This window comes from Paenibacillus terreus (assembly GCF_042138595.1).
GTDB lineage: Bacteria > Bacillota > Bacilli > Paenibacillales > Paenibacillaceae > Paenibacillus > Paenibacillus terreus.
In genome coordinates, this window is record NZ_JBHIRX010000002.1 from 114,020 (window position 1) to 140,211 (window position 26,192).

A 26,192-nucleotide genomic window follows, 5' to 3' on the forward strand; every position below is an offset into this window, starting at 1 on the left:
AAGTTATGTATGTTGGATTTTGGAGACGGCTCGGCGCGTATCTGATAGATGCCTTGATCATAGGCCTGGCAGGCTATCTGCTTTTGCCGGTTTATGTAGTCGTCGGCGCTGTGATGCTTGGAGGAATCACTTCTTTGGCAGAGTTTGAGAATAGATTCGAATCGGCCCTAGGCTTGGTCATGAATGTTATCACTTACCTGAACATGGTTTGGTTATGGCTCTATTACGCCTATATGGAAGCCTCGGTCTTTCACGGGACAATAGGGAAGGTAGCGCTTGGTCTGGCTGTTGTTGATGAAAACGGGGAACGCCTGAGCTTTAAACAGGCAACAGCAAGATACTGGTCAAAATATTTATCTGTGCTCACCTTGTTCGTCGGTTTTATCATGGCCGGTTTTACCCGCAACAAGCAGGCCCTGCACGACAAAATAGCCAGCACGTTCGTCGTGGACAGGCGGGCGCCGGAAATGAGCCGGAAGCGGGAAAAAGAAGTGGAGTTGTTCGTGGAAGCCCTGGAGTCCGACTCTCCTGAAACCTCCGGAGCCAAGGCCCCCTTCCTGTTCGGGGCACGGAGCCTTCGGGAGCTGCTGGAAGGAAGGGATATGAATATAGGCTTCTGGAAACGGCTGCTGGCCTATGTTATCGATATGGTTTTGCTCATCAAGGCCGTACATATTGTAACCATGGTGCTTATGATTTTTTCAATCCCTGTAATGGCTGTTATAGGTGCAGCTGCTTCACAGCTAACTGGTGCTGATTCAGAGGAGGCCTTCGAGAATATACTGCTTGGAATCATCATGGTTGTAAGCTTGGTTGTCTGCTGGTTGTACTTCGTTTGTCTGGAGTCGTCAAAGCTCCAGGGCACATTCGGTAAACTGGCTGTCGGAGCAATTGTAACGGATTCGCAGAGGGAACGGATCACCTTCGCCAGGGCGAATGGCCGTTTCTGGAGCAGATGTTTGTCTGCACTCCCGGTTTTCATGGGTTATATTATGACAGGCTTTACCGAAAGCAAACAGGCTCTTCATGATCGAGTGCCCAAAACCTATGTGGTAAACCGTGAAGTGTTGAAATGGAGCTGCATACTCCAGCAGGGCAAGCCTTCCGCTATGAAAATTTCTTTGCAGAAGGACATGGATAACCAACCGGGTTCTGTATAAGAAGAAAGAGGGAAAGGAGGCGGGAGCTGTTGTTCAAGCACACGAAGCCCCTGTTCGAGAAGGGCAGGATTCTTAAAACCGCAATGCTGGAAAGTCTGCGTGATTATCCGCGCTCCTTTCTGGATATCCGGTACCAGGAGTACACGGACGGCATTATCACCGGTGCTGATATCCGTGTTGGTCCGCAGACCCTGACGGTCGCGCCGGGCATTATCAAGTATGCGGGGCGGCTCTATTTGATGGAGGAAGCGCAGGAAGTGCCCTATACCGCAACAGGCCGGGAAACCATGCTGGTCGTGCATTTTGAAAAAGCCGAGTCTTCCGCCGACTTCGACAGTTATGCGGGCAGGCTTGTTCTGCAGGAGCGACCGCCCGCTTCAGACGAGGTGGAGCTGGGGAGATTCAAGCTGAAGGAAGGGGCGGTGCTGCGCTCGGATTACCTGGATTTTGCCGATCTGGCGACAGAGTACAATACGCTGAACCTGCTTCATGCCAGGTATGCGGGCAGAGGGGAGAACACGCTGGTTCCGGTAATTTTCAAACTGTTTGCCAGGGAACTGCTCGGCAGGGAAAGCACTCATCCGGCGGATTTGTCATTTGCGCTGCTGTGTCTTAATCAGGAACGTGTCGAAATGGAAACGCTGCTTCACTATCTGGCTGCACGGTCCGGTATGAGGTTGAGAGATTTGGGTGATTTGCAGAAGGATCGGCTTAGGCTGCATCAGGCGCTGGTCCGCATTCTTGAAGAAAATGGCGGGCAAAGGCCGCTTTCAGGCATTAGACGCAGCGGTCCGCAGCGGATGATGGTGGATTAGGCGGGAATTTTTGATCTGTTTTGTAATCGAACTTTTAATACTTAAGGAGGCAGCTATGGAGGATATCGTTACATACGGACATGTTGAAGTTATGCCATATGAGTTTGTACACCTTAAGGAAATTAAAATTATCAAGAAAGTAAATGACCACGCGCGCATGATCTGTACCGGCATTATTTCTGAAGAATATCGTGACAGATACGTTAACGCTTCTGATGAGCAAACGCAGGTCAAAGCTTTTGTTACCGACGGGAATGGAAATCGGCATCCTTTATTTCGAGGAATAGCGTTGGATGTAGAGGAACGGGTTGTTCAGGGTGTGCATTATTTAACCTTCGAGGCTGTGTCTCATACCTATCTGTTGGACATTCAGCGGCATAGACGTTCCTTTCAAAATCCCAAACTCACTTATACCGGCCTTATCGAAAGCATTGTATCGGATTATGCCAAGGCTGAAGCCATGGACATGGTTAGTAGTGGCAAAGCGATCGGGACATTCATTATGCAGTACGATGAAACGGACTGGCAGTTTTTGAAACGGATGGCCTCACACTTTTATTCACCGCTTATTCCTGCGGTCGGCTACGGAGTGCCCAAGTTTTATTTTGGAATACCCATGGGACTCAGCAAGGGCGAAATCACATCATTGAATTATAAAGTGACCAAGCGGGTGGCCGATTATCAGACAGCTTCTGAGAACAGAATTCCGGGGGTTAAAGACTCGGATTTTATCCAATATGAAATGGAAACGGAAAAATTGCTGGAGCCTGGGTACGAGGTCACATTCAAAGGAAAGCTCATGATCGTTGCGGAAGTGCTGACCGAAATGCGGGATGGTGTGCTGGTTCATTCCTGCAAATTAACCCCCCGCAGCGGACTGCGTCCCATTAAAGACTATAACCGCTCCATCATCGGTGCATCGATTCAAGGCAAGGTCATCAGCATTCACAGAGATAAAATACGTGCCAAGCTGGATATGGATGATCAGCAGGATCCGAATACGGACTACTGGTTCCCATATTCAACAATCTATGCTTCTGCCGATAATACAGGCTGGTATTGTATGCCTGAAGAAGGCGACAATATCCGCATCTATTTCCCCAGCTATAAAGAAGAGGAAGGTTATGCAATCAGTTCGATCAAAAGAGACACATCTTTTGCCGCCAATCAGTCGATCTCTAAAGGTTCGGCAGCCGTCTCAACGCGCTCGACAGGAGCTTCCATAGCTGGTACAGCAGGGGCCGCTGCTGCTCCCGCAAATGACCGTATGGCTGATCCGGCCATAAAAACGCTCAGAACCAAATATGGCAAAGAAATAATGCTGGCTCCGGATAAAATCGTCATTTCGGCCAGTGATATGTCCATCACGATCAGCGACAGCTCCGGGATCGATATCGTCAGCGGCAAAAATGTCAATCTCAGTGCCGCTTCAGATATTGTGCTGTCTTCCGGGAACATACAACTTTCGGCTAAGAAAATACAGCTCTCGGGGAAAGGAAACAGCGTTACTTTGGAAGATAACATCTCTCTCTCAGGTACAGAAATCAAATTGAACTAGAGAGGATTGGGAGTACAGATGGATAAACAAGTTGCACTTGCACACTTTTATGAACATCATTTTGTACCTCAGCTCAATCATCATTTGAATGAGCTGGAAACTGTATTTCATGCTAACAAAACCCGAGCCATGAAGGACATCACAGAAAATTTTCGTAACCTTTGCTCACATATTCAGAGGATGCAGCAGGAAGAAAATAAAAATCCAATTGCATATATCCACTATTCATTGCTGAGAACGCAATTGCTAGAGCAAACCTATCAATACAGTGTGGAAGCTTACGATGATGTATGGTACGAGGATGAGACAGACTGTGTTTTGTCCTATGATGCCTCATGGGCCTATACCCCTTTTGCAGTCATGCTGGAGAAGCTTGAGCGGGAGCGAAAAAAGTACATGGGGAACTTGAATGCTTCCGATATCGAACGGCTGATGCTGCAGGCGGCGCCTTTCTTCCACCAGTTTGTCCTGGCCGCGCTGCGTCTTTCCATTCATGAGATGGTTCAGCTGCCTGAATATCAAGGGTTTCAAAAGGCTCCTCGTTTACTGATCCGCTGTGGAGAATACATGGATTTGAGTGAAAACGTGTACGTTGAAGACCAAGCCGTCCCTTCCCTGGAGGAGGTGGAGCAGAAGCTGGCATCTTGGACGGAGAATAAGGCGGCTGAGGAAGAAGGCGGCAAGATCATATATGAAAACTTTAAGAACCTGGCCTTGCCCGAATTAAATGTAACAGCCAAAGACCTTCGTTACAACGATTTTAGCGGCTCACAGCTCACAGCTTCCCGATTTCTATCCTGCATTTTGGCAGGAACCCGTTGGTACCAAGCTAATCTTGCGGGCTGCAGCTTTGAAAATTGCCTGATCACCGATGCGGATTTCTCACGCAGTAATTTGGAAGGTGCTAATTTTCAGGGATCAAGTGCGAAACCCGTTCGTGAGAACGGCAATCGTACGCCAGGGTTGTGTGGTACACGATTTGACTATGCCAATTTGGATGGAGCCAATTTTGAAGGTGTATTTTTGGAGAAAAATACGTCCTTTACAGGAGCATCCATGAGCGCTACCCGAATGCCTGTTCAATATCAAGATCAATTAAAGTTTACTGAAGTACAGCTTCAGGGCATCCAATGGATCGAATAAGGAGGTTTCATACTATGCAGGATTACTATGAATTGGTTGGCGATAACAGAATTGCGTATAACATGCGGCCTGCAAGTTTTGGAATTCTGAAAACCGAATTCAAACTGATGCCCCCTGTACAGGTCCTTGATGTGAATGCTGAGGCCAATGCCGAATATACGGATTGGGTGACTTTTTTGGCTGCTTATCCGCTGCTCTCAGACCCGATGAAGCGGATTTTGGAATTGTATAATCCACGAGCCCGTTTTAAACAAATGTATCTGGTAGATCGCAGCTATGGCCGGCAAGAGTTGTATTGGGTACCGCAGATTCCCGCTCAAGATGTCCTCTCTCCGGAAACGGAATTTCATGCGCATGATCAGACATTAAAACACCTTGTATTGGATCGGAAGAAAATTAAAGGGCATCATTTCTTTCAACCTGAGGGATTGAGAGAAACCTGTCTGGTGGTCAGTCTGAGGGCAGCGGAGAGTTTGCTGCGGCGGAATCTGAGCGGCTTCAACTTGCAAAAAGTTTCGCTTTCTTAACGGTCTGTCTTCATTGAATCTATGTCGATAACGTTTTTCTTAAGAAAGGAGGGCAGTTATGGGATATTGGGATGAAGTATTTCTAAAATTGCGTAATGAGCGGGTTTTACATCATGCGATTGAGGATGCCGAAGAAGACGATCAATGGATGCTGATATCTATAGAAGAATGCATAGCAGGAATGGGTGCAAGCGAGCTTAAGTTGAGGGATGGAAGCACGATTCCCCTACAAAAGATATCTGCATTTCATCACAGCGTGAACGCTAAAATCCCCAAATCTCTGATACCAATGGGTAACGACCACGTAAATCAGCAAAACTCGGAAAGCTGTGTCTACCACGATTCGGCGAACGGAGTTGTTTTTGGTATTCATCAGACCAAGCAGAAATCCGCACCTATAAATATTGAACAAGCATTGCACCATATTGCCGCTGAGGCAGAACGGCGACAGCCGGATATGAAGCTGGCTGAGATGAAAATGACATCTTCAGAGTATGGAAGCATTGGGTGGTATGAAGCCTTATTTTTGAAATCACCTGTCCCTTACTACCAAATTGCTTTTATTCAGTCATGGCAGAACACAGCCTTTATGGGGAGCTGCCAATTCAAGCTGGAGGATGCTCCTCTGTGGCATCCGTTAACCTATGCTGTGGTGCATACGGCAGAGTGGAGAGAACGGTCATAGAATTGTTATCTATCTTAATAAATCAAGGAGGGATATATATGCTGCTCCCTGTTCTATTGAGTGCGCTGGCTCAAGGGGCGCTAGGCGGAGAACATTCCTATGTGGTGAGAGGAGCTGCTTTGAAGTGCAGTCAAGGTACGGACCCGGGCATATTGAACGCCATGTACAGCCACGGTGTGTACATTAAGGGAAAGGCAGTTATGAATGTAGCAGACGCGATTCCTGGAGCGAATATCAGTCAGGAATACGCTTTTGGTTTTTGCAAGCTTTTGGGGGGAGCTCCCTGCAAGCCGCAAATTGCCTTCGGGACGAAATGGTCGGGCGGTAAGGAAGATGTGCTGATTGAAGGGGAATATGCTTTATTAAGTAATTCCACTTTACCTTGTGCATGTCAAAGCGCACTTTCTAATTTAAGTCAAGTAGGATTTGTCAATGACATCCGTTCCTATGATCCAGGTGTCATTTCGATTATAGACGATGGTCAACACAGCTAAACCAATAGAGCAAGGAGCTGGGAATGATGTCAACACGACTAACGGGTTACTTGACCTATCAGCAGCTGCATTTCAAGTGGCCTTACGGTGATGTACGCCTTCAGCAGGTTGAATTGTCCCATGAACTCGGTGATCATGCTAAGCTTCGTATCACTGGAAGCATCCCACTTGAACAGGAAGATGCTATTATTAATGAAGCGGATAGCTCAGATCATGCAGAACTGTGGTACAGTGATTCCAATGGTGAGCAGCATCCCTTATTTTTGGGACAATTGTATCGTGTCGATATAGAGCGTGTTTATCTGAATTTGCAAGTGACCATTCAGGTTGTTTCACACAGCTTCAAACTGGATGTTGAATTGAAAGAGCGTTCTTTCCAACATGTGGATTATACATACTGTGACATTATAGATGCTGTGCTTGCTGATTATCCGAATTCCGACAAGCTGGACGAGGCTTTCGGCAGCAAGAAGACAGGCCAATTCATTATGCAATATCAGGAGACGGACTGGACCTTTATTCAGCGTCTTGCCTCTCATGTAGGAGCTATGGTCGTTCCGGCGATCACCGCACATCGTCCTCAGATTTGGATTGGGATGCCGCAGGCAACCCAGGATATTAATCTAGTGGATGTGCCCTTCCGAAAGCGGCGGCGTATCGCGGATTTTATGCAAAGGGAAGCCTGTGGAGCAGCCAATACATCGGCTGAAGACTACACAGGGTACACATTTGATTGGCCGGACATGCTGAATTTGGGAGACGAGGTGAATCATAGCGGCCATACCTACCTCATTACCAAAAAAACAGGCAGTATGGTTCAGGGTATCATGAACTGGTCCTACGAATGTGTCAAACCGGAAGGGATCAAAACGGTAAAAACGTATAATCGAGCGATGATTGGCGCCGCGATTGAGGGCAGGATTATTGAGGTCAATCGCAATCAGGTCCGGCTTCATTTGGATATGGATGACGAGCAAAACCCGTCCAAAGCGAGATGGTTCCCCTATTCGGCGGAGGGCAATCAGGTCTGGTATCTGATGCCGGAAACAGGCGCTCAGGTAAAACTGTATTTTCCTACCTATGATGAGGACGATGCGATGGTTGTTCAATCCGTGCGTACGACTCCTTCTGGTAGCCGTCCGAGTGCGTCAGGAGGACAAGGGGCATTGAATGAGTCGCCTGCTGAGAAAGAGGAGCGTAAAATGCAGGACCCTGGCGTAAAATCCTTCGCCAACCCGCAGGGAAAGGAGTTTTCCTTGGGGGATTCGGAACTGGCCATGAGCGCACAGGAAGGGTCCTTGTATATCTCGATGAACAACTTCAGCGGGGTGAATCTGGCCAGTACGCAGAGTATACGGATTTATTCGGGCAGCGGCCTCAGCTTGAGCGCCGGAAGCATCATGCTCCAGGGCAGCGAGGGGTTATATGTCAACACATCAACCTCTTCCATCGAGCAGGCGGTTCAGTTCAATCACCTCAGCCCGAAAATGTTGCTGGAAGCCTCTCGACATGAGGTGTATTCCGAACCACTGTTGTCCGAGTTTGAAAAGCAAGTAGCCGAAAAAGGAATCGATGCTGTAAGTGAAGAACGGAAAAAGGCCAATAACGAGCAAAAGAGGCAAGGATCAGTAGATTCCGTTAAAGATATTTTGAGCGGACTATGGAATACTGTTGTGGACATCGGGGATGCAGCTCTTACAGGAGTTGTGGGGAGTGATGAGGACGTCCGCCAATTTTATTCCCTGTTCAATGGTGGAAAACCTGTTGGATCCTTTTTGGAGAGGAATGCAGCCGCTAAAGGTGTGGTAGATAACGTTAACTATGTAGGAGACGTGGTAACGGGCAAAAGATCCCCAAGTGAAGTCAAGGAGGATGCATTACGAGTATTTCAAGATCAATTCGTGGAACCGGTCACGAGAGCTGCGCTTGATCAATTTACGAGTCCACTAGCCTATACCTCTGAGGAAGCATATGAAGCTGGACGTGCAGTCACAGAGACGAATGTGATGGCGCTTGAAGCTGCTGCGACAGTAGCTTCGGGAGGTGCAGCAGCTGCGGCACGAGCGTCCCGAATGTTAAGGCAGGACGTTCCAAATGGAAGGCGAGCAGGAGTAGGAGGAGCATCCCTGTTGGAACGGTTTACCAAACAGGGAGCAAAGCCTGACGGCGGGGGCGGGGTTAAAAAGATAACCACCAATGCGATTGTGCTTCCGAAAAGCCTAAGTGAACTGGAAGCTTACTTACAGACGTTGGCGAATCGAATGAATCATGCGATTGCCCGAAATAATCCGCTTAACAATACGTCCCCTCGGCTTGGGATTGCTGGAATAGGACGAATGGATTTCTCGGATCATCATCGGGATTTGGACAATAATCGAAAATCATATTCGTTTTATGAAAATAGGAAGGATCATAATGACCAAGATCGAAATGAAAGGAGAGAGAAAGAGAGCACTGAGGGGACGGGAAATTCTCGGAAGTTAGATGAAACTGTTGATGCTGAATTCATAAGTAAAGTAAAAGAAATGAAGAAAAACCTCCCAAGTAAAATAAGAAATAAATATAATTTTGGATATGCTGAGGTCAATATACAAGGATTAAACAAGAAGGATTATTATGCTCATAGTGGTATTAACAAAATAGAGGATTTAGAAGACACATCTGCAAGAGCCAAAATACAAGACATTTCTACTGAGCCGCTAGGAAAGGACAAGCTTTTTACAACACAGAAGGTTAATAGAGAAAATATTGTTGACGGTGATGGTGCATGGGATCGAAGTAAAGACACCGAGTTTAAAATTCTTAATGAAGTAGCATCGTCTTTGGGAGATAAAACAGATGTCGCAGGAAATATCAAATTGTATACTGATTTAGATTGTTGCCCAAGTTGTAGTAATGTAATTAGACAATTTAAAGCGAAATATCCTAATATAACTATCGAAGTCATCTATAAAACTAAAGGGGGAGCAAAATAAGTGAGTGATAATTTTTTTGAACTGCAATATTTAATAACTGATAGTTTTTATTTTGAGGTTACAGTACATGAACATACTTATGAACAATCTGCTGGTATTTGCTATCAATCTTTCTATGAATATATTAGCGCTGATAACATCAGTAGTATACTATCCATTTCCTTACTAACCCAATTAATGATGCGACATAATGTTGCATTTACTGAACTAGATATTACTAATATGAAGCGAGTCTTAGATTTGTCAGATAAGATTAATTATCAGGACAGCTTAGATGAGCACGAGGTTGAGTATCTAGAAGAGTACTTGGAACTGGTTAAGAATAAATATAAAGAACTAACAAGCAAAGACTAATAATACACTATTGTTGTGAAGCACGGTTTTCTAGTGGGATACAACACAACCAACGAAGCAACACAGTTAACTGTCGGTGTTTTATCTTTTTTCGATTTTTGTTATGAACAGGGGGATGATGAAGTAGATCTCCCCCCCCCCCAGTGCCGAATGAGTCGAGGAAACTGGATTAATTGCACAGGCTCAAGCAAGGTATAAAGCAATTAGAGCACAAGTCGCGGAGCATTACCAGCAAGCCAGAGAGTTTAGAAACCAAGCGGACAAATTCAAACAGCCAGGACGAACCGATGCACAAGTGATGACAAAAGTAAATCAGTCGCTTGACCAAGCAGAACGGCCGACCTCGTTAGCAGACCAGCTATGCGATCATAAAAGGATGGAAGCGATTCGCAACATGAATGAACTTGAAATTGAAGCCTTTGTATTGAAGGAGAAGATTGCCTATAACGAAAATATGTTGGCTCGACAACAAACAAAAAGAGAGCTTTACAGTTCTCAGCGTAAGAAAATATTTGATTCATTGAGTAAGCAAAGAGCATCTTTAAATCCTTGTAAATAAATTTCGCGCTCCAAAATTGCCTGAATGGATATTTCGGTATCCTCGTAAAGAAAAACAGTATCCATTGTTGATTCTGGGAGGGAGTCTTGAATTTTCTTAAAATGCTGATCGCGTTCCTCGATTAATTGTACATAGGTTGAGTTGCTTTTGATATGGTTGCTGTATAAAAATTCAATCCGAGTTCGAATGAGTGGGTCTAATAAGATTTCTAAAGAATGTGGCGATGGAATCACTCCCTCTCTATAATTTGTTTATTTTTGCGAAATAATATTTATTTTATTGAATATTATTTTAACACAACAAATAAAATAGTCAAGAGAAGTCAAAAGTATTTTTGATAAGATAAATATCATTACGTATAATTAAAGAAAATTTCAACTTTGCTGAAAGGGACTATGAGATGATAAGTTACAAACCATTTCAAAAATTACTGATTGATAGGGATATAAAGAAACAGGAGCTCTTGAAAAAGACGGGAATTTCCTCAGCAACGATGGCTAAACTGAATACAAATGAGTATGTGTCGTTGGAAGTAATCGATAAGATTTGTTCAGTATTAAACTGCCAGCCCGGTGATTTATTAGAGCATATACCGGAGCAGTAGATTGAGAACGGAAAATAAATCCGAGCTATTAATCTGGTTCATAATGTAGGAACAAGGTTCTGCACAGCAACAACTCAAAGAAAATAACTGAACACATGATATTATAGATAAATTTTTTTAGAGGCTTATCCCCAGTTGAATGTTGAGAGGGAATGAGTCTTTTTTTTATGCCAAAATCAAAGATGGAAAAGCAAAGTTTCGTGCTGAACGTCGGCGTTAAGGCGGTAAGAGGCGTTTATCATCTGGAGGTTGAGGCTGTATCTCATACTTATCTGCTGGACGTCAAAAAGAAAAACCGTTCTTTTCAAAATCACGGCATGACCTATGATGAACTGCTGGACCTGGTGGCAGCGGATTACGAAGGCTTTGACGTGATGGACGAGGCGACAGGCGGAGCTTCCATCGGCAACTTCACCATGCAGTACCAGGAAACGGATTGGGAATTTCTCAAACGTCTGGCCTCCCGTTTTTACACTTCATTAATGCCTGCATCCACCTTCAGCTATCCCAAATTTTACTTTGGCGTTTACGATACTCCTTCGAAAGGCAAGTTGGACAACTATCATTATCAGGTTGGTAAAAAAGTATCCGACTTTCTCTATCATTCCGCCAATGACGGTGCGAGTCTGGACGAAAATGATTTCATGTTTTACGAAGTGGAGACGGAAAAAGTACTGGATCTGGGCAACGCCGTCGAGTTCCAAGGCCGCCTGCTTTATGTGCGCAGCACCCGCTCCGAGATGAGGAACGGCCTGCTGATACACCGATATATTCTGTGCTCCCGCAGAGGACTGCGACAGCGCAGGCTGTATAACGAGCGCATTATTGGCGCTTCCATTCAGGGAAGAGTCATCGGGATCCAAAAGGATACCGTCCAGGTTTATCTGTATATGGATGAAAAACAGGACAAAGCAACCGCACACTGCTTCCCCTATGCATCCATGTATACGGCTGAAGGTAACAGCGGCTGGTACTGTATGCCGGAGGTCGGCGATCATGTACGTGTCTATTTTCCGGGCAGCAAGGAAGAGGAGGGCGTCGCCAGCAGCTCTGTGCGGCAAAACTCGGAGGAAGGCCAGACCAACAAACTGGGCAATCCGGACATGAAATATTTCCGCACTGCTGCGGGGAAAGAGCTGTTAATGGGACCGGAGGAGATTGTCATTACAGGCAAGGACGGAGAAATTTTCATCCGGCTGAATGAAAGCGGCGGCATTGAGATTTCCAGCAGCCAGATGATCAAGCTGATTGCCAAAGAGGACATTATGATCGATGCGGGGCAAAATGTAGCCATTTCCGCCAAAGATGAAATCAGCCTGACGTGCAAGGAAAGCAATCTGCTGATGAACGGAAGCACCAAAGTCATTGGAACGGAATTGAATACCAACTAACCGTCGAACGAGGGGTAACACAGGCAGGAGGGAAGTCGATGTACGATGAGCAGGCATTGGAGCACTTCAAACAGAGTGTAGTTTTGCCTTGGCACCATGTGGAACTGCTGAAGATGGAGCAGGATTACCGCAGACTGCGGGAGCAGTGGGCTGCCGATTTCATTGAGCATTTCCGGCGGTTCTGCCATCGGATTTTGGACGGTCAGCAGTCCGGGGACAAAGGAGAAATCGGGTATATCACGTATTCTCTGCTGCGTACGGGACTGATGGACGGGCAGCCTGCGTATGTCGCGGAAGCATTTGATGAACGCTGGTTTTTTGACCGGCAGCCGATACAGATGGGCTATGATCCGACTTGGGCATTTGATCCACTCCGTGGACTGGAGGAACAGTGGGGGCCTGCCGCACGGGTGTATGCGGGCAAGATTCCCCGGCCTTTGCTGGAAAAGCTGAAGCTGGCGGAGGCGGTTCATTTCCACAGCTACGTCACCGAGCTGATTCGTTATGCCATGCCGCAGGCTGTGCAGCTTCCTGAATTTCAAGCCTTGGCGAAATCCCCGGTCTTTGAACTTAGAGTCGGGGAGTATATGGATCATAGCGTGACCGTCTATAAGGAGGACAAGCGGGAGATGGACAGCACGGTTGTGCGGGAATGGCTTGGGGACAGGCTTGAAGGCGAATACGCATATCAGGCGATAGAAGGAGCGGACTTGTCTGACGGCGATTATTCGGGACTGGATTTCCGTTATTCTGCTTTCCGGCAGTGTAATCTATCATTTGCACGGCTTTCCTTTGGCATGCTGGCGGGGACGCATTGGCGCAGCTGTCTTCTGGAAGGGACGGATTTCAGCTTTAGTGCCCTGCACGGCGCAGATTTTACTGGCTGCCGCCTGCCGCGCGCTGTGTTTACCGGGATCAGCGGGGGATGGCACACGGAAGTTGGGACGGAATGGATTATGCCTGGGTTCGGAGGGATGTGCTTTGCCGAAGCCGATGTGAGCGGCGCTGATTTCCGTCATGCCGATTTGCGAAGCGCCGACTTTCGGGCAGCGAAAATGAGAGGGGCTGACCTTAGGGAAGCTGATCTTCGAGAGGCGGATTTTACCGGAGTGAATTTGCAAAGTGCAGATTTTACCGGAGCGGATCTGCGGGGTGCAGATTTTACGGAGGCAGATCTGAAGGAGGCTGATTTTACCCATGCGAAGCTGGCGGGTGCCGTGCTGGAAGGAGCGGATTTGGCAGGCGCCATGCTGCCGGAAGGCCCTTGGAACATCCTGCTGAAAGAGGTGGGTAGATGAGTTATTTTGTGCTGAACCAGGATGCCCGGTTTGCCAATGCGGTGAAACCGCTGGGCGTGATGGATGCTGTTCGGCCGGAAATGTTATCGGCAGACCATGCTCACCAGCTTGCGGATGTAAATCTGCATTTTAAGGTGGCGGAAGCGACGCAAGTGGATTATGTGGATTTCATCGAGCACCCCGTCCCATTCGTCTCGGACAAGCTGAAGCGGGTGCTGGAAAAGTTTGCTCCGGATACGCAATTTTTCGCCGGGGCGTTTACAGACCTTAAGCGAAAGCACCAGGAGGTATACTGGCTGGCAGTTCCACCGCAGATTGAATGTCTGTCGGAAGAGAGTGAGTTTGGGCTTGATGGTTCGCTGCGCAGACTCGTTATCGAGGACACCCGTACAGGGGGAAGCATGTTTTTGCAAATCGGGGGCTTGCGGGAGCGAATTCTGCTGATCCATCTGGCGCTGGCGGAAGGGCTGCTGCGGCGGGATTTCAATGGGATTCGGCTAACAAGAATTCACTGATATTAGACTTCACTGATATTAGACACCCATGCCGCTTTGCGGCACCACTGATAGCTGAAAATATAGTCAACAAATTTTCAGAGCAGTATTGAAGGTAAATAGGTGAGGAGGAATCCGGATGCAAGTTGAAGGCGCATTTAGTGTGAACGAGGGCAGTGCTGCACAGGAATCATATGTAGTGGCCGGAGCCATTCTGAGCTGCAGCTGCGGCACCCAGCTGACCCGCTTGAAAATCCCGTTCAGCCATGGAGTCTACATCAAGGAGAAGCCCCAGCTGAATATCGATGATTACCTGCCTGGCGTCAATATTATCAACTTTGGCAATTGTACGAATCAACTGAACCCGGCGGTGAAGAACGGCAAGGTGGATGTCGAGGGGGTTCAAAAAGCCCCTTGTGTGCCGGTCATCACAGGGCCATGGGTCAATGGAAAAAGTGACGTGTTGATCGAGGGGAAGCCAGCGTTATTAAGTCCATGCACGAACACCTGCATTTATGCGGGCAGCCTGATCAAGATCGAGGATGATGGCCAGAACCTGGGAGGCGTCTCCGTGGGCAGCTCCGGCAGCGGAGCGATCAGATAAGACACAACTGAAACGATCAGGCAAGGCTTGGCGGGAGTGAGTGAATAGGGATCGCAGGGAGAGGGGGACAAAGGATGGCGGCGATACACACATGGAAGGGCTACGGGCACATCAAGCTCGTGGCTCCTTATGAAATTCAAAGCCTGGGTACGCTTGAAATCAGGCGCAGGGTTGGAGAGCATGCCAGGCTGTACCTTACGGCGATGTTGCCGGATGAACACAAGGATCAAAGCGTGCAGTTGAAGGTGAAAGAGGAGACGGTGGAAATACAGGAAACCGATGCGGATGGCGCCCTGGTGCGGGTATTATTCCATGGGCGGGTCGAGCAGCTTGAAATCGGGACGGTGAGAGGAGTCTACCAGCTGAAGCTGGAGGCGGTCTCCCACTCTTTCCTGTTGGACCGGAAGGTGGAAAGCCGCTCCTTTCAGCTGGGAAGCCAAAGCACCTCGGAAGTGATTGAACGCGTGGTCATGAGTTATGACGGAGCGGATCTGATCGATACGACGGATGGTGCGGACCGGCTGGAGTCGCTAGTATTGCAGTACCGGGAGACGGATTGGGAGTTTATCAAAAGACTGGCTTCCGTCAGCGGCGCAGTCATCATCCCGGAATCGGCTGCTTCCTCGCCCAAGCTGTGGATTGGGGTCCCAGACGGAGCGTTGGAGGAGCTGCCGCAGGATGTTCCTTTTACCGTGGGTCGTGATTTGGCCGCTTATGGCCAGGTACAGGCTGCCGGATTGAAGGCAAGTCCAGCGGATTTTACCTATTATGAGGTCGAGACAGAGAAATGGCTGAACTTGGGGGACAAGGTGAACTTCCGGGGCAAGGAGCTGGCGGTGGCCGCAGCGGTATCTGTCCTGAAGGACGGCACTCTCGTACATACTTACACACTGCGTCTGGAGTCAGGCATCCGGCAGCCGTTCTACCTGAATGACCGGATTACGGGCGTTTCGCTGGACGGGAAAATCATCGACGTGCAAAAGGACCGGGTACGCGTGCATCTGGACATCGACGAAATCCAGGATAAAAGCCTGGCGGTGTGGCTTCCCTTTGAATCGCCCTATACGGCGGAGGGCAGTAGCGGGCTGTATGTCATGCCGCAGTTGGGTGACGCGGTGCAGGTGTATTTTCAAAGCGCAAGGGAAGAGGAAGCGATGGTGCGGGGCTCGGTCCGCAAAAGCGGACAGCCTTCCCCCAAGCTGGAGAACCCCAATACGAAATACTGGGGCACGAACTACGGGAAAGAGCTTAAGTTTGGCACGTCTGATATGAGCCTGACGGCGACGGAGGGCAGCCTGTTTATTTCGCTGGAGGATAGCGGAGGCATTACGATCCAAAGCGACAGCAGCATTGTGATGTCCGCCAAGAAGGATTTGGAATGGACGTCGGAGAAGAAAATAGGGATCACCGCGCAGCAGGCCATTTATTTATTGAGCGGAAGCAGCAGCCTGGTGCTGGACGGCAACTCGGACATCCGCGGCGAAGAGGTGGAGCTGGATGGGTTGATCAAAGCGCCGGTCAGCGTCGAGGATCTGGAGCCACAGCCGGAAGCGCCGTTCGCCGAGGAAGAAAAGAAGGAAGAGAAAAAGGGTTTCTGGAACAAGTTCCTGGATGTCACGCAGGTCGTGCTGGACGTAGTGGGATGTATCCCGGTGGTCGGTGAAATTGCGGATTTAGCCAATGCCGGCATTTCCTTGGCGCGGGGTGACTATGTCGGAGCGGCGTTATCCGTGGCGTCCGCCATTCCGTTTGCAGGCTGGGCGGCCACCGGGGCTAAGGCGGCGCGTAAAGTTGCCCAAGCCACCAAGCTGGGCAGCAAAGCGGTCAAAGCGGTGGATAAAGCCGCTACTGTGGTGAAATCGGCGAAGGAAGTGGCCGAATCCTTGACGGTAGCGGGTATGGGCTCGCTGGGAAAAGTGTACACCGGAGCACGAAGTATGGGCAGCAACCTGAACCAGGCAGACGTGCTGCAAAAGCTGAAGACAGCGATGCAGAACCTCGAAACCAACCGTCCGCGAATGGCGATGGCGATGAGCATGGCGTCCGGGACTGCAGTCAACTACTACAAGAGCGAAGCCCAGGAAGCCGCGGTAGCGAAGATCCAGGAGGAAGGCTGGGCACCGCAGGAAGCGATTACCCTGTTGGGGATCTTGACCAATGGAGGACGCAGGAAAGGCGGCCATGGTGGCAGTTCCGGTATTGTTTCCGGCGGAGGCAGTGGTCACGGAAGTGATAGCGGCGGCTCAGGTAAGCCTGGGGATGGGAAGAAGTCGAAAGTCAAGGGAGATTTCCCATTAAATGATTCTGAAAAATTTGATAACTATATCGAGGACATAGAAAAGCAAACTAATAGAAAAATATCTCAGGAGCAAAAAGATTTATTGAAGAAAGATCTTGAGGAAAATGATTATGGTGAATTGAATAAATCTGGCAAGGAAAAACACAGAAAAGATTTTTCGGATAAAAAAGATGAATTAATTGCAGAATGGGAGAAAAAAACTGGTCAGAGTTGGCCCAAACACGGTAAGTTGGTAAAAAGCAAACGTGGTAAAGTTCTTCGAAATCCTACGAGTCCATATGATGCTCATGAAGTTATTCCAAATATGTGTGGAGGTCCTTTAAAGTGGTATAATATTCATCCAGCAAGATGGCCGGATGAACATCAAGGTGGAATTCACAGAAAAGGAGGAGTGTGGAATAATCTATTTGGGAAAAAAGGAAAATTGACTACAGGAAAACGGAACAAGGTTCTAAGAAACCCAAAAAGTCCGTAAAACATAAAAGATTTTTTGATTCAGAAAAAATAGTTATGATAGGAGTTGTGATATTAATGTTTGAACTACTAAAAAAATACGTATTTGAGGATCCTGAAGGGGAAGAAGTGTGGGAAAATAAACATGCATTCTTTAAAATTGATGATGGTGAGATTGAAGAAACTGAAAAAATCTTGGGAAGGAAATTACCACTCGAACTTAGAGCTTTTTATGAAGATATAGGTTATGGATTTCTATGTGTTGGGGTGGGGAGTAACGTGAATCGTGTTATTTCAGCTATTGAGATCGCCGATTTTGTTGAAGGGATAAATGATTATGAAGATGATCCCAGAAGAGAATACTACAAAGACCCAAGCAAAATAGTGTTTTTTGAAGTATCTGCAGATTCGTTCATTGTTCTCGATCTCAAACAGGAGAATGTACTTGGACAGTGTCCCTTGTATTATTTTGATAAAAGAATTGCAAATACGATAGAAGAATTCATAATAAAAATGGACCAAGAACCGAATTATTACACTAGGTTATAAGCGAGTTAACCCAAATTATTGTCGATTGGGGTTAACTGCTACGTAGGTAGAACTGTTATTTGTTTTAAACTTGAGTTAAATGCATGTAGTAGAGTTACAAGGTGATTATTATTTTAAAATTGAGGACGAACAAGGTCACTGCCTTAATCGTCCTTTCTTTTTTTACTCACGTATAGGGAATCGGCGAAAGAAGTGGCTGAATCCTTAGCAGTCGCGGGAATGAGTTCTCTAGGGTAAGTGTACACAGGGGCCCGGGCTTGGGGAGCAAAAAAACTTCGGTAGATGTGGGGCTTAGCCTATCGATTATTTTATCCCAACGTATTACATGCTTTCCTTCTGATGCTTTCTCACAAGCTGATCTGCTTGCCGTGTCGTTTCCGGTAAACGATATTTAGGTGAAAGCTTTAAGATCCATTCACAAGCTGTTGGTAGGGATATACGATGACCCACGGATATATAGATGGGCCTAATGTTATCCTGTGTTCTTAATACGTTCCCGATAACCGCGCCGCCATCCACTAACGGTGAACTGCTGCCTCTTTTCTGATCAGGCTCAGTATAATCACCCAATAACCTGGTCTTTCCGCATCCGATCGCAGGAATATCAAACAAAACACCCAGATGGCTGGCAAGGCCAAATCTTCTGGGATGGGCGACTCCTTGTCCGTCGCATACTACAAGCTGTGGCACAGTCTTTATTTTCTCAAAAGCTTTGATGATCGGCGGAAGCTCCCTAAAGGAGAACAAGCCCGGGATATAGGGGAAGCGAACCGTATCTTCAACCACCACGGATTCAACCGCTTTTAACGAGGCGGACTCCAGAATAACAACGGCAGCGATTAATTTTTCGCTCTGTTCACTATAAGCAACGTCTACTCCCGCGATATAATGAATTTGCGGCAGTGCATCCACAGTTATAACCTTCAAAGCTAATTCTTGCTGTATTTTGATAGCATCCGTTTCATTTAAATTCCATGGATGAGTTATAAGTGTCTCCATTTGCTGGCCTCCATGTTTTCGTGCAGGGAATCACAAGAAAACCACCGGGAATAGGTTAAGACCTAGCTCCGGTATTTTGAAAAATCTTATCAGCTTTTGTTGAGTGAATTTTATTCGTTTATCTTTTCATTTCAAATTATCTTCTCAGCTCAAAAAATTCGCAGCGGTCGCGGTCGTGGTACGCGAGGTCGTCTACACTCGATTGGATGACAACAGTCGTGTCGTCGAAACGGATGACATAGCCGCCGGAGCCGACGAGCTGGTCATTCTCGAAAATGCGGACCGGAAGGCGGCGGTCGATGGCTTCCTGGAAATCTCCATCCGTCCACAGCTTGCGGTTAGTAGGCATAAAAGATGGTCTCCTTTGTGGAATAAATGCTGCCCTGAGTTGCTGTAGGCTTGCTCTTATCATAAGATGAACATAACGGTTCGGGCAAGCACTCTTATAGAGGTTGTTCAAAAAGTCATCTTTTGATCACGAAGGAAGTCAGGAAGCGGACTCGACATCGAATCTTGAATTCAGCCGGGCCTAAGCGGATGCTTCCGAAGCATGTTTCCTGGGGAAATATTTCAGGTGCTGACATACCCCAAGTACGCTCCGCTCCTCAGGCCCTAGCTTCATCCAACTCCAGCGTTTTGAAAAAACGCACTCCGGAAGCATACGCTTCGGTGCTGAAAACGTGACTTTTTGAACACGCACTTATAGTAGTGCATTTTGGATGCCCAAGCATAACCGGGAAAGGTTGGAAATTCCGCATTGACAAAATGGCTCAAAACGCTGCTGCTGCTGGCCGGAGCCGCACTGCTCACCCGATTTATTCCGTTCTCCCATATATTCAGAACGCTGGATACGATGATCCACGAATTTGCTCATGCCATGGTCACGCTGATGATGTCTGGCCAGGTGCAGCGGATTGACCTGAATGCGGACCACAGCGGCGTTACGTATACCTTAATGACCTCGCAGAGCAGTTCGATTCTGGCCTCCCTTGCCGGATATACGGGGGCGTCCCTGTTTGCCGTGCTGATGTTTTATTTGCATGCCCGGCAGCTGCATAAGTGGGGTTTGGGAATCATAACGCTGATTGCGGCAGTCATGATCCTCCTCTATGTCCATGAAGGCTATGGACTGTTGTGGCTTGCGGGTTTTATTGTGCTGAATGTCGTTGTTATACTGGCAGGGGGGCGTACAATAACCAAGCTGTATTACTTGCTGCTGGCCTTCATCACACTTGAAGAGTCGGTTGCGGGTACGATCATCATTCTCACAGCTTCGGTGCTCAGCCCATCGCAAGCGGGGGATGCCGCCAATTTGGCGAACTGGACGCATGTGCCTGCATGGATATGGTCTGTATTCTTCCTGTTATTTTCACTGTTCTGTGCCAGAGCGGCCATCGGGCAATTTCTGCGTAAACGAAGACCGGGACTGGAAACGCAAAAAAGAGGTCTTGGCTTCATGAGGGGGAGATCCGGTTGAGAGAGCAGCCATCCTGGCTTGACGCTCAGTCTGGTGAAATATTTCAGGCGTTCTCACTGCCGCATCTGGTCTGGATTGGCATCATTGCGGCTGTCGTGTGGCTGCTGTTTATTAAGCGGCGCAGCATCCGCAGCCGTACCGGACTGCGAATGCTGTTGCGCTGGGTGCTCGCCGCAGTCCTGCTATTATCTGAAGTATGCCTGCATCTCTGGTATATTGATCAGCAGGTATGGGACGCAAGCCGGACGCTTCCGCTGGAGCTGTGCAGCATTACGCTTCTGCTTTCCATCCTCATGCTGGCTACGCGCAGCCGTTTGCTGTATCAGTTCCTGTTCTTTGCCGGCATAGCCGGAGCTCTACAGGCTGTAATTACGCCCAATCTGGCGTATGAATTTCCGCATTTCAGGTTTATCCAGTTTTTTGTGGCCCACGGGGCGATTATCCTTGCCAGCTTGTATATGACCTGGGTTGAAGGTTACAGGCCCACCTGGAAATCCGTTGGACTGGCTATGCTGTTCCTGAACGTGTGCGCACTGATCGTATGGATTGCCGATGTGCTGCTGGATGCCAATTACATGTTCCTGCGGGGCAAACCGGATACGCCGTCCCTGTTGGACGCGCTCGGACCCTATCCTTATTACATAATAGTCGAGGAGGCCGTGGCCTTTGCGTTCTTTTCGTGTATGCTGCTGCTGTTCAGGCTGCTGTCTGGTAAAAGGGAAAGTGTATCGCAGGATGTAACGTCTTGAAGCCCGGACTGCCTGCTGTAATGCAAGTGCCCGGGCTTCCTTTACTACCCGCGCAGCAGAGACTCGGCACCGTCGATATAAATATCGGTTCCTGTCACATGAGAGGCTTCGTCGGAGGCCAGGAACAGGACAAGGTTGGCCACCTGCTCCGGCTCGCCCGGCGCATGCCGCAGCGGTTGGTCGCCTTCCGGGAATTCCACCGGAATCTGTACTTTCTTCAGATCATCGGAAGGATAGGTGTTATCGCTGATCTGTGTCTCGATAGCCCCGGGACATACCGCGTTGACGCGGATTTTATAGCGGGCCAGCTCCAGGGCAGCCATTTTCATAAAAGCAACCTGGGCCGCCTTGGTGGAGGCATAAGCGGAAAAACCGACATTGGAGAAAATCCGGTTGCCGTTGACCGAGCTGGTAATAATGATGCTGCCGCCGTTCTTTTTAAGAAAAGGAATCGCATATTTCACCGTGGCAAACGTGCCGCGCAGGTTGATGTTCATCGTCATATCCCAATCGTCGATTTCCATCGTTTCGATCGGGGCCATGGAGCCGTTGATGCCTGCGTTGGCGAATACAATGTCGATCTTTCCGAAGGTGTCGGCCACCTTGCGCATACCTGCCTCGACCATGTCCGTTTTCGCAATATCACATTCTACGACAAGCGCTTCGCCGCCTGCCTTTTCAATCTCAGCTTTCGTTTTCTCCGCTTTCTCCGGGGTACGGTCAAGCATAGCTACTTTGGCCCCGTGTTTTGCAAACAAAATGGCGGTGGCATTCCCGATGCCCGAACCCCCACCGCTTACAATCGCCACTTTACCTTGCAATCGCTGATCTGCCATATTTTTTGCTCCTCCTGTTCCGAACTTTTGCTCCCTGGTCTTCCTAGTCTCGTTATACCCTCAAGAGGAAGAGAATGAATCATGCAGGGGTAACCATAATGTATAAAAGGGTTCCCTTTACCAAGGCAAACCTATTCATTCAGGAGGTCGCCCATGTCACAAAACGTCAATAGAACAGATTACGCAATGAAACCCTGGGTCTTACAAGGACCTAGCATTCAAATGGATCCGCTGTTTCCTTATTATGAAGGGAGATCCGCGGAAAGTGTGGCGGAGGAAATCGAGAGTGCGGGTTACCGCACCGTCCATTATTTTGTCGTACAGGAAAATAAAATACATACACGCATTATAGATGCTCTTCAGCGAAGGGGGATCGCAGTGTGGGCCATGGTGCTTGGCAACGGCTCCTTTGGTGTGTCTCATCTTCCCCCGCAGTGGAGTAATTGGAAAATGGAGCTGCTGCGGGAGCCGAAGGATAGCTTCCAGCGGTTGTCCCATTTTGCGGAAGAGTATGTACAGTGGAAAAAGAATGCGGCTGCGCGCCTCGTGAAGGAAATTCCCTTCGACGGGTTTGAAGTGGCGGAGCCGTATTTTCCGGAGTGGAACGGGCTGCGCAGCGGAATTTACGGAGACATCGGTACGCATGCGCAGCGTGCGTTCAAGGAAAGGTACGGAACGGAGATGCCCGAATTCCGCAACAAGTGGGCCGCAAATTATTACCGCAGAGTCCCACAGCTTTACCGGCGGTGGATTGAGTTCAGAGTTGATGCGGTGAACGGGTTGATTGACGAGCTGGTGAACGGCTCCGGCGGCGTGCGAGAGGCCAGACCTGACATACGGATTGCAACCTGGTCGCTGGCGGTAAGGGACAGACGGGGATTGGCGCCAGCCAAGCTCCGGGAGTGGCAGGGCATTGATGCCGTTGAAATGATCCGCAGGGTGCGACCGGATATGCATGTGCTGCAGACCCATTGGCCGGACTGGATGCGGCCGAAGCTTCCACCAGATTATATTGCAGAGTACCAACGTTTTGCCGATCCGATCCGGGCTGCTTTTCCAGGGCTTCCGCTCGGTGTACAAGCAGATATCGGCTCACTGGAGCGGATGGTCAAGGGCAGGGATTGGCTTGCAGCGTTCAGCTCGTCAGTACGTGAGTACGGATACGACGCATGGACAGCCTACGAATACCATCTGGGCGGTTATATGTATGATGAACCTCCCCTTCCGGTAAAGACCGTCCGTTCCGGTGATGACGAACTAATCGTGACCTTCAGCAAACGTATCACTCCTGTCGGCCGCACGTCGATAGAAGCTTATGCGCTCAAAACCGATGGAACCCGGGAAGCTCTAAAGCTGAGAGAAGCTGAAACAGATGGGAACCGTCTTTTTCTGCAGGTGGAGCGGCTCCCATCGGAGGCGTTTGAGCTGGAGATGCAGGGTATCCGGGATACGCCGGAGTTATGGCTGTTCAAGGAGCGGGCAGGGCATGAGACGCCTGCGGGATATACAGTCCTGGTAGAAGATCGGGGAGAAGTGATGAAATAGCTGCTAATAATGATGGAAAATTATTCAATATTCATATATTGTAATTTAATAGGAAGTGCTATATTCACCTGCGAAAATAGAAATCCTGGAAGATCCTGCAGATGGAAGGGAGTTTTATTTTGGGATACATAAGCGAAATACGGAGGCTGGTCGGCTCCAGGCCGATTATTATGGCCGGAGGTTGTGTGCTGCTGCATCGTAACGGGGAATTGCTGCTCGTACGTAGAGCTGACAATGGAATGTGGGCGCTGCCGGGAGGAACGATGGAGCTTGGAGAAAGCCTGGAGGAGACGGCTGTGCGGGAGCTTTTTGAAGAGACGGGCCTGACTGCCGGGAAGCTTGAACTGCTTCATGTTTTCTCCGGGAAAGACCTGTATTATAAGTACCCAAACGGCGACGAGGTATACAATGTTGTGGCCGCGTACGAATGTACTGAGTTTGCCGGTGAACCTGTGGAAGATGGCACTGAAACCAAAGAGGTGCGTTTTTTTGCTTTTGATGAAATCCCGGGCGAGCTGTCGCCGCCGGACGTGCCCTTAATCAGCAGGTTTCTTGAAAAGAACCCGGGGAGGTAGTGACATTGCGCTACAGGGCATCTCCTTTGTGTATGATTCACAGAGAATCATCCATCGTTTAATCAAGTTGAAAGGCCGGTGCAAAATGAAAATCGCTTTTATCCTGTTTGACCAATTATAGAAGGTACTGGACAAGGGCGCATTGCGCCCTATTTTCATCTCGCCGTATTTCTTATCTCAGCCGTGTATGTTAGTATGATAAATAAGTAATTTAATATATGACAACATATGACATAATAATTAATCACATAAATAATCTGTGATGAAACCCATTGAAGGAGAAATGAAATGAAGTTAAACGTATCGAGCCAAAGTCCGCTATACCTGCAGTTGAAGCAAATTATTAAAGAGGACATTTCCAGAGGGGTGTATAAAGCGGGCCAGAAGCTGCCGCCCGAAGCGGAAATAGGCAAAACCTATGGCGTCAGCCGCATTACCGTCAGACGGGCGATTACGGATCTGGTGGAGGAAGGAATTCTGCACAGCCAACAGGGCAAGGGCAGCTATGTGCGTGAATTGAAGGAGAAGCGGGAGCTGATCTCGGTGGGCAGCTTCTCGGATATTACAACTACGTCCGGCAAAACGCCCAGCTCGCAAATTCTGTCCAACATCGTGATTGAAGCGGATGAAAAGCTGGCTGACACCTTTAAAATCCGTGAAAATGATCCCGTGCTGAAGCTGCATCGTCTCTTGTTTATCGATAACCAGCCGTTTATTATCGAGACCTCTTATTTTCCGCTTGGCATTTTGCCTGATCTGGAAAAGCATATCGGGGAGTCGCCGTCCACTTATCAAATTTTAAAGAATCGTTACGCCATTGAACCAACCTATTCGGAAAAAACGCTGGAAATGATCTTGTCGACAGAATATGAGTCGAACCTCTTTCATTGTGACCGGGGCACATCGCTATACCTGCTCGATAAAATCAGCTATGACCAGGAGGACAGGCCGATCCATTACTCGCAATCCATCTATATGGCGAGCAAGGTGATCTTTACGATTAATACCGGAAAACGCGGCTAGTACTCACGATGCAGGTTCGTGGTGCATGAAGCAGCAGCAGTTAACAAGGCTTTTGGTTATGTACATCAGCGTGAACCGCTGAGTTTATAATCGAAAGCCTTTTTTGTGCTTGACGTATCCTTTGTATTTTTGTATTAATTATTATAATACAACAGATGACAAGTTTGGGGGCGCTGCTTCATGAAGCTGGTTGCAATCGGTGATAATGTTGTTGATTTTTATTTGGACCAGGGTCTGATTTATCCGGGAGGAAACGCCTTGAACGTAGCCGTGTCCGCGAAGAGAAACGGAGCGGAAGCCTGCGCTTATATCGGCATTACGGGAGACGACGCGGCCGCTTTGCACGTCCTTGAGACGATGAGCTGGGAAGGGATCGACGCTGCACGCATCCGCCGTGCGTACGGACCTAATGGGGAGGCAACCGTCGCGTTAAATGAAGAAGGGGACCGGATTTTTGTAGGAACCAATCGTGGAATCCGCATGCCCTCCCTGCTTCAGCTTAGACTTACCGAGGAAGATCTGACTTATATCGGACAATACGATCTCATCCATACCAGTGTAAACAGCGACATCGAGCATGAGCTTGAACGCCTCTCCAGATGGCCGGTTTCCTTCGACTTTTCGACGAGCAAGCGCTGGAATGAGGACTATTTAAAACAAGTATGTCCGCATCTGGCCTATGCCTTTTTCTCGGGCAGTGATATGAGTATGGACGACATCAGGGATCTTACGGCATATGTACATGAATTGGGGGTTAAGGTGGTTGGAGTTACTCGCGGGGCGGAGCCGGCCCAGTTTTCCGTGGAGGGTGTTCGATATGAACAGCCGCCGGTGCCTGCTGATATTCTTGATACGATGGGGGCCGGAGACTCCTTTATCGGCGCTTTTCTTGCTGCCTACCATGGTACGTGGAAGATGCAGGAGGCGCTAGTACAAGCCGCCCGATCGGCTGCCGCCACTTGTGCGCATTATGGAGCTTTTGGTTACAGTATGAAAAAATAAGCTCGTTTTCAAAAGAGTATGTGA

General features: G+C 48.4%; 25 protein-coding genes and 1 pseudogene. 23 read left to right on the top strand and 3 right to left on the bottom strand.

Annotation, left to right across the window (positions count from 1 at the left end; genetic code table 11):
- Window positions 1–5 precede the first annotated feature (5 nt).
- The 17 genes from ACE5KN_RS04700 (at window position 6) to ACE5KN_RS04780 (ending at window position 17,962) form a co-directional block, all read left to right on the top strand.
- On the top strand, window positions 6–1,160 hold the full coding sequence (locus ACE5KN_RS04700; protein ID WP_375523362.1) for an RDD family protein: 1,155 nt from the start codon (window positions 6–8) through the stop codon (window positions 1,158–1,160).
- Window positions 1,161–1,189: 29 nt separating this feature from the next.
- A complete protein-coding gene (locus tag ACE5KN_RS04705) occupies window positions 1,190–1,975 on the top strand; it encodes a DNA and RNA helicase (protein WP_375523361.1) in 786 nt (261 codons plus the stop codon).
- A 55-nt stretch (window positions 1,976–2,030) separates the two neighbouring features.
- Window positions 2,031–3,533 carry a hypothetical protein gene (locus ACE5KN_RS04710; RefSeq protein WP_375523360.1) on the top strand — a complete coding sequence of 501 codons (1,503 nt, stop codon included), beginning with the start codon at window positions 2,031–2,033 and terminating at the stop codon, window positions 3,531–3,533.
- A gap of 228 nt (window positions 3,534–3,761) precedes the next feature.
- Entirely contained in the window at window positions 3,762–4,676 is a 915-nt protein-coding gene (locus tag ACE5KN_RS04715; protein ID WP_375533046.1) for a pentapeptide repeat-containing protein, read from the top strand.
- Window positions 4,677–4,690: 14 nt separating this feature from the next.
- Window positions 4,691–5,203 carry a hypothetical protein gene (locus ACE5KN_RS04720; protein WP_375523358.1) on the top strand — a complete coding sequence of 171 codons (513 nt, stop codon included), beginning with the start codon at window positions 4,691–4,693 and terminating at the stop codon, window positions 5,201–5,203.
- A 58-nt stretch (window positions 5,204–5,261) separates the two neighbouring features.
- Window positions 5,262–5,888 (top strand): hypothetical protein, encoded by a 627-nt coding sequence (locus ACE5KN_RS04725; protein WP_375523357.1) that lies wholly within the window; start codon window positions 5,262–5,264, stop codon window positions 5,886–5,888.
- Between the two features lie 38 nt (window positions 5,889–5,926).
- A complete protein-coding gene (locus ACE5KN_RS04730) occupies window positions 5,927–6,382 on the top strand; it encodes a DUF4280 domain-containing protein (protein ID WP_375523356.1) in 456 nt (151 codons plus the stop codon).
- Window positions 6,383–6,408: 26 nt separating this feature from the next.
- Window positions 6,409–9,357 carry a deaminase domain-containing protein gene (locus ACE5KN_RS04735; protein WP_375523355.1) on the top strand — a complete coding sequence of 983 codons (2,949 nt, stop codon included), beginning with the start codon at window positions 6,409–6,411 and terminating at the stop codon, window positions 9,355–9,357.
- Window positions 9,358–9,711 carry a hypothetical protein gene (locus ACE5KN_RS04740; protein WP_375523354.1) on the top strand — a complete coding sequence of 118 codons (354 nt, stop codon included), beginning with the start codon at window positions 9,358–9,360 and terminating at the stop codon, window positions 9,709–9,711.
- A 295-nt stretch (window positions 9,712–10,006) separates the two neighbouring features.
- Window positions 10,007–10,270: a hypothetical protein gene (locus ACE5KN_RS04745; protein WP_375533047.1), complete on the top strand. Its 264-nt coding sequence runs from the start codon at window positions 10,007–10,009 to the stop codon at window positions 10,268–10,270.
- 400 nt (window positions 10,271–10,670) lie between these two features.
- The gene (locus ACE5KN_RS04750; protein ID WP_375523352.1) at window positions 10,671–10,874 is read left to right on the top strand and encodes a helix-turn-helix domain-containing protein; all 204 of its coding nucleotides are present in this window, start codon (window positions 10,671–10,673) and stop codon (window positions 10,872–10,874) included.
- A gap of 182 nt (window positions 10,875–11,056) precedes the next feature.
- A complete protein-coding gene (locus ACE5KN_RS04755) occupies window positions 11,057–12,265 on the top strand; it encodes a hypothetical protein (RefSeq protein ID WP_375523351.1) in 1,209 nt (402 codons plus the stop codon).
- A 38-nt stretch (window positions 12,266–12,303) separates the two neighbouring features.
- A complete protein-coding gene (locus ACE5KN_RS04760) occupies window positions 12,304–13,563 on the top strand; it encodes a pentapeptide repeat-containing protein (protein WP_375523350.1) in 1,260 nt (419 codons plus the stop codon).
- A complete protein-coding gene (locus ACE5KN_RS04765) occupies window positions 13,560–14,078 on the top strand; it encodes a serine protease (protein WP_375523349.1) in 519 nt (172 codons plus the stop codon). The genes ACE5KN_RS04760 and ACE5KN_RS04765 overlap by 4 nt, the downstream gene beginning before the upstream one ends.
- A 118-nt stretch (window positions 14,079–14,196) precedes the next feature.
- A complete protein-coding gene (locus ACE5KN_RS04770; protein ID WP_375523348.1) occupies window positions 14,197–14,661 on the top strand; it encodes a DUF4280 domain-containing protein in 465 nt (154 codons plus the stop codon).
- A 74-nt stretch (window positions 14,662–14,735) separates the two neighbouring features.
- Complete coding sequence (locus ACE5KN_RS04775; protein ID WP_375523347.1) at window positions 14,736–17,435, top strand: contractile injection system protein, VgrG/Pvc8 family; 2,700 nt, start codon at window positions 14,736–14,738, stop codon at window positions 17,433–17,435.
- Between the two features lie 56 nt (window positions 17,436–17,491).
- Window positions 17,492–17,962 carry an SMI1/KNR4 family protein gene (locus ACE5KN_RS04780; RefSeq protein WP_375523346.1) on the top strand — a complete coding sequence of 157 codons (471 nt, stop codon included), beginning with the start codon at window positions 17,492–17,494 and terminating at the stop codon, window positions 17,960–17,962.
- Window positions 17,963–18,283: 321 nt separating this feature from the next.
- On the opposite strand, the gene nfi is transcribed toward ACE5KN_RS04780, so the two are convergent.
- Both nfi and ACE5KN_RS04790 read right to left on the bottom strand, forming a co-directional pair.
- Window positions 18,284–18,961 (bottom strand): deoxyribonuclease V, encoded by a 678-nt coding sequence (gene nfi, locus ACE5KN_RS04785; protein WP_375523345.1) that lies wholly within the window; start codon window positions 18,959–18,961, stop codon window positions 18,284–18,286.
- A 136-nt stretch (window positions 18,962–19,097) separates the two neighbouring features.
- Window positions 19,098–19,310: a hypothetical protein gene (locus tag ACE5KN_RS04790; protein WP_375523344.1), complete on the bottom strand. Its 213-nt coding sequence runs from the start codon at window positions 19,308–19,310 to the stop codon at window positions 19,098–19,100.
- Window positions 19,311–19,718: 408 nt separating this feature from the next.
- On the opposite strand from ACE5KN_RS04790, the gene ACE5KN_RS04795 reads away from it, so the two are divergent.
- Window positions 19,719–20,438, top strand: a complete 720-nt coding sequence (locus tag ACE5KN_RS04795) for a M50 family metallopeptidase (protein WP_375523343.1) — start codon at window positions 19,719–19,721, stop codon at window positions 20,436–20,438.
- Complete coding sequence (locus tag ACE5KN_RS04800; RefSeq protein WP_375523342.1) at window positions 20,435–21,187, top strand: YwaF family protein; 753 nt, start codon at window positions 20,435–20,437, stop codon at window positions 21,185–21,187. The genes ACE5KN_RS04795 and ACE5KN_RS04800 overlap by 4 nt, the downstream gene beginning before the upstream one ends.
- A gap of 44 nt (window positions 21,188–21,231) precedes the next feature.
- Here the strand turns inward: ACE5KN_RS04800 and ACE5KN_RS04805 are convergent, their stop codons facing one another.
- Window positions 21,232–22,023, bottom strand: coding sequence for an SDR family oxidoreductase (locus ACE5KN_RS04805; protein WP_375523341.1), 792 nt, complete (start codon window positions 22,021–22,023; stop codon window positions 21,232–21,234).
- A gap of 222 nt (window positions 22,024–22,245) precedes the next feature.
- On the opposite strand from ACE5KN_RS04805, the gene ACE5KN_RS04810 reads away from it, so the two are divergent.
- The 4 genes and pseudogenes from ACE5KN_RS04810 to ACE5KN_RS04825 form a co-directional block, all read left to right on the top strand.
- The gene (locus ACE5KN_RS04810; RefSeq protein ID WP_375523340.1) at window positions 22,246–23,568 is read left to right on the top strand and encodes an N-acyl-D-glucosamine 2-epimerase; all 1,323 of its coding nucleotides are present in this window, start codon (window positions 22,246–22,248) and stop codon (window positions 23,566–23,568) included.
- A 119-nt stretch (window positions 23,569–23,687) separates the two neighbouring features.
- Window positions 23,688–24,143, top strand: a complete 456-nt coding sequence (locus ACE5KN_RS04815; RefSeq protein ID WP_375523339.1) for an NUDIX hydrolase — start codon at window positions 23,688–23,690, stop codon at window positions 24,141–24,143.
- A 288-nt stretch (window positions 24,144–24,431) separates the two neighbouring features.
- On the top strand, window positions 24,432–25,166 hold the full coding sequence (locus ACE5KN_RS04820; RefSeq protein WP_375523338.1) for a UTRA domain-containing protein: 735 nt from the start codon (window positions 24,432–24,434) through the stop codon (window positions 25,164–25,166).
- A 177-nt stretch (window positions 25,167–25,343) separates the two neighbouring features.
- Window positions 25,344–26,168: pseudogene (locus ACE5KN_RS04825) on the top strand (PfkB family carbohydrate kinase); the annotation flags it as partial.
- Window positions 26,169–26,192 lie beyond the last annotated feature (24 nt).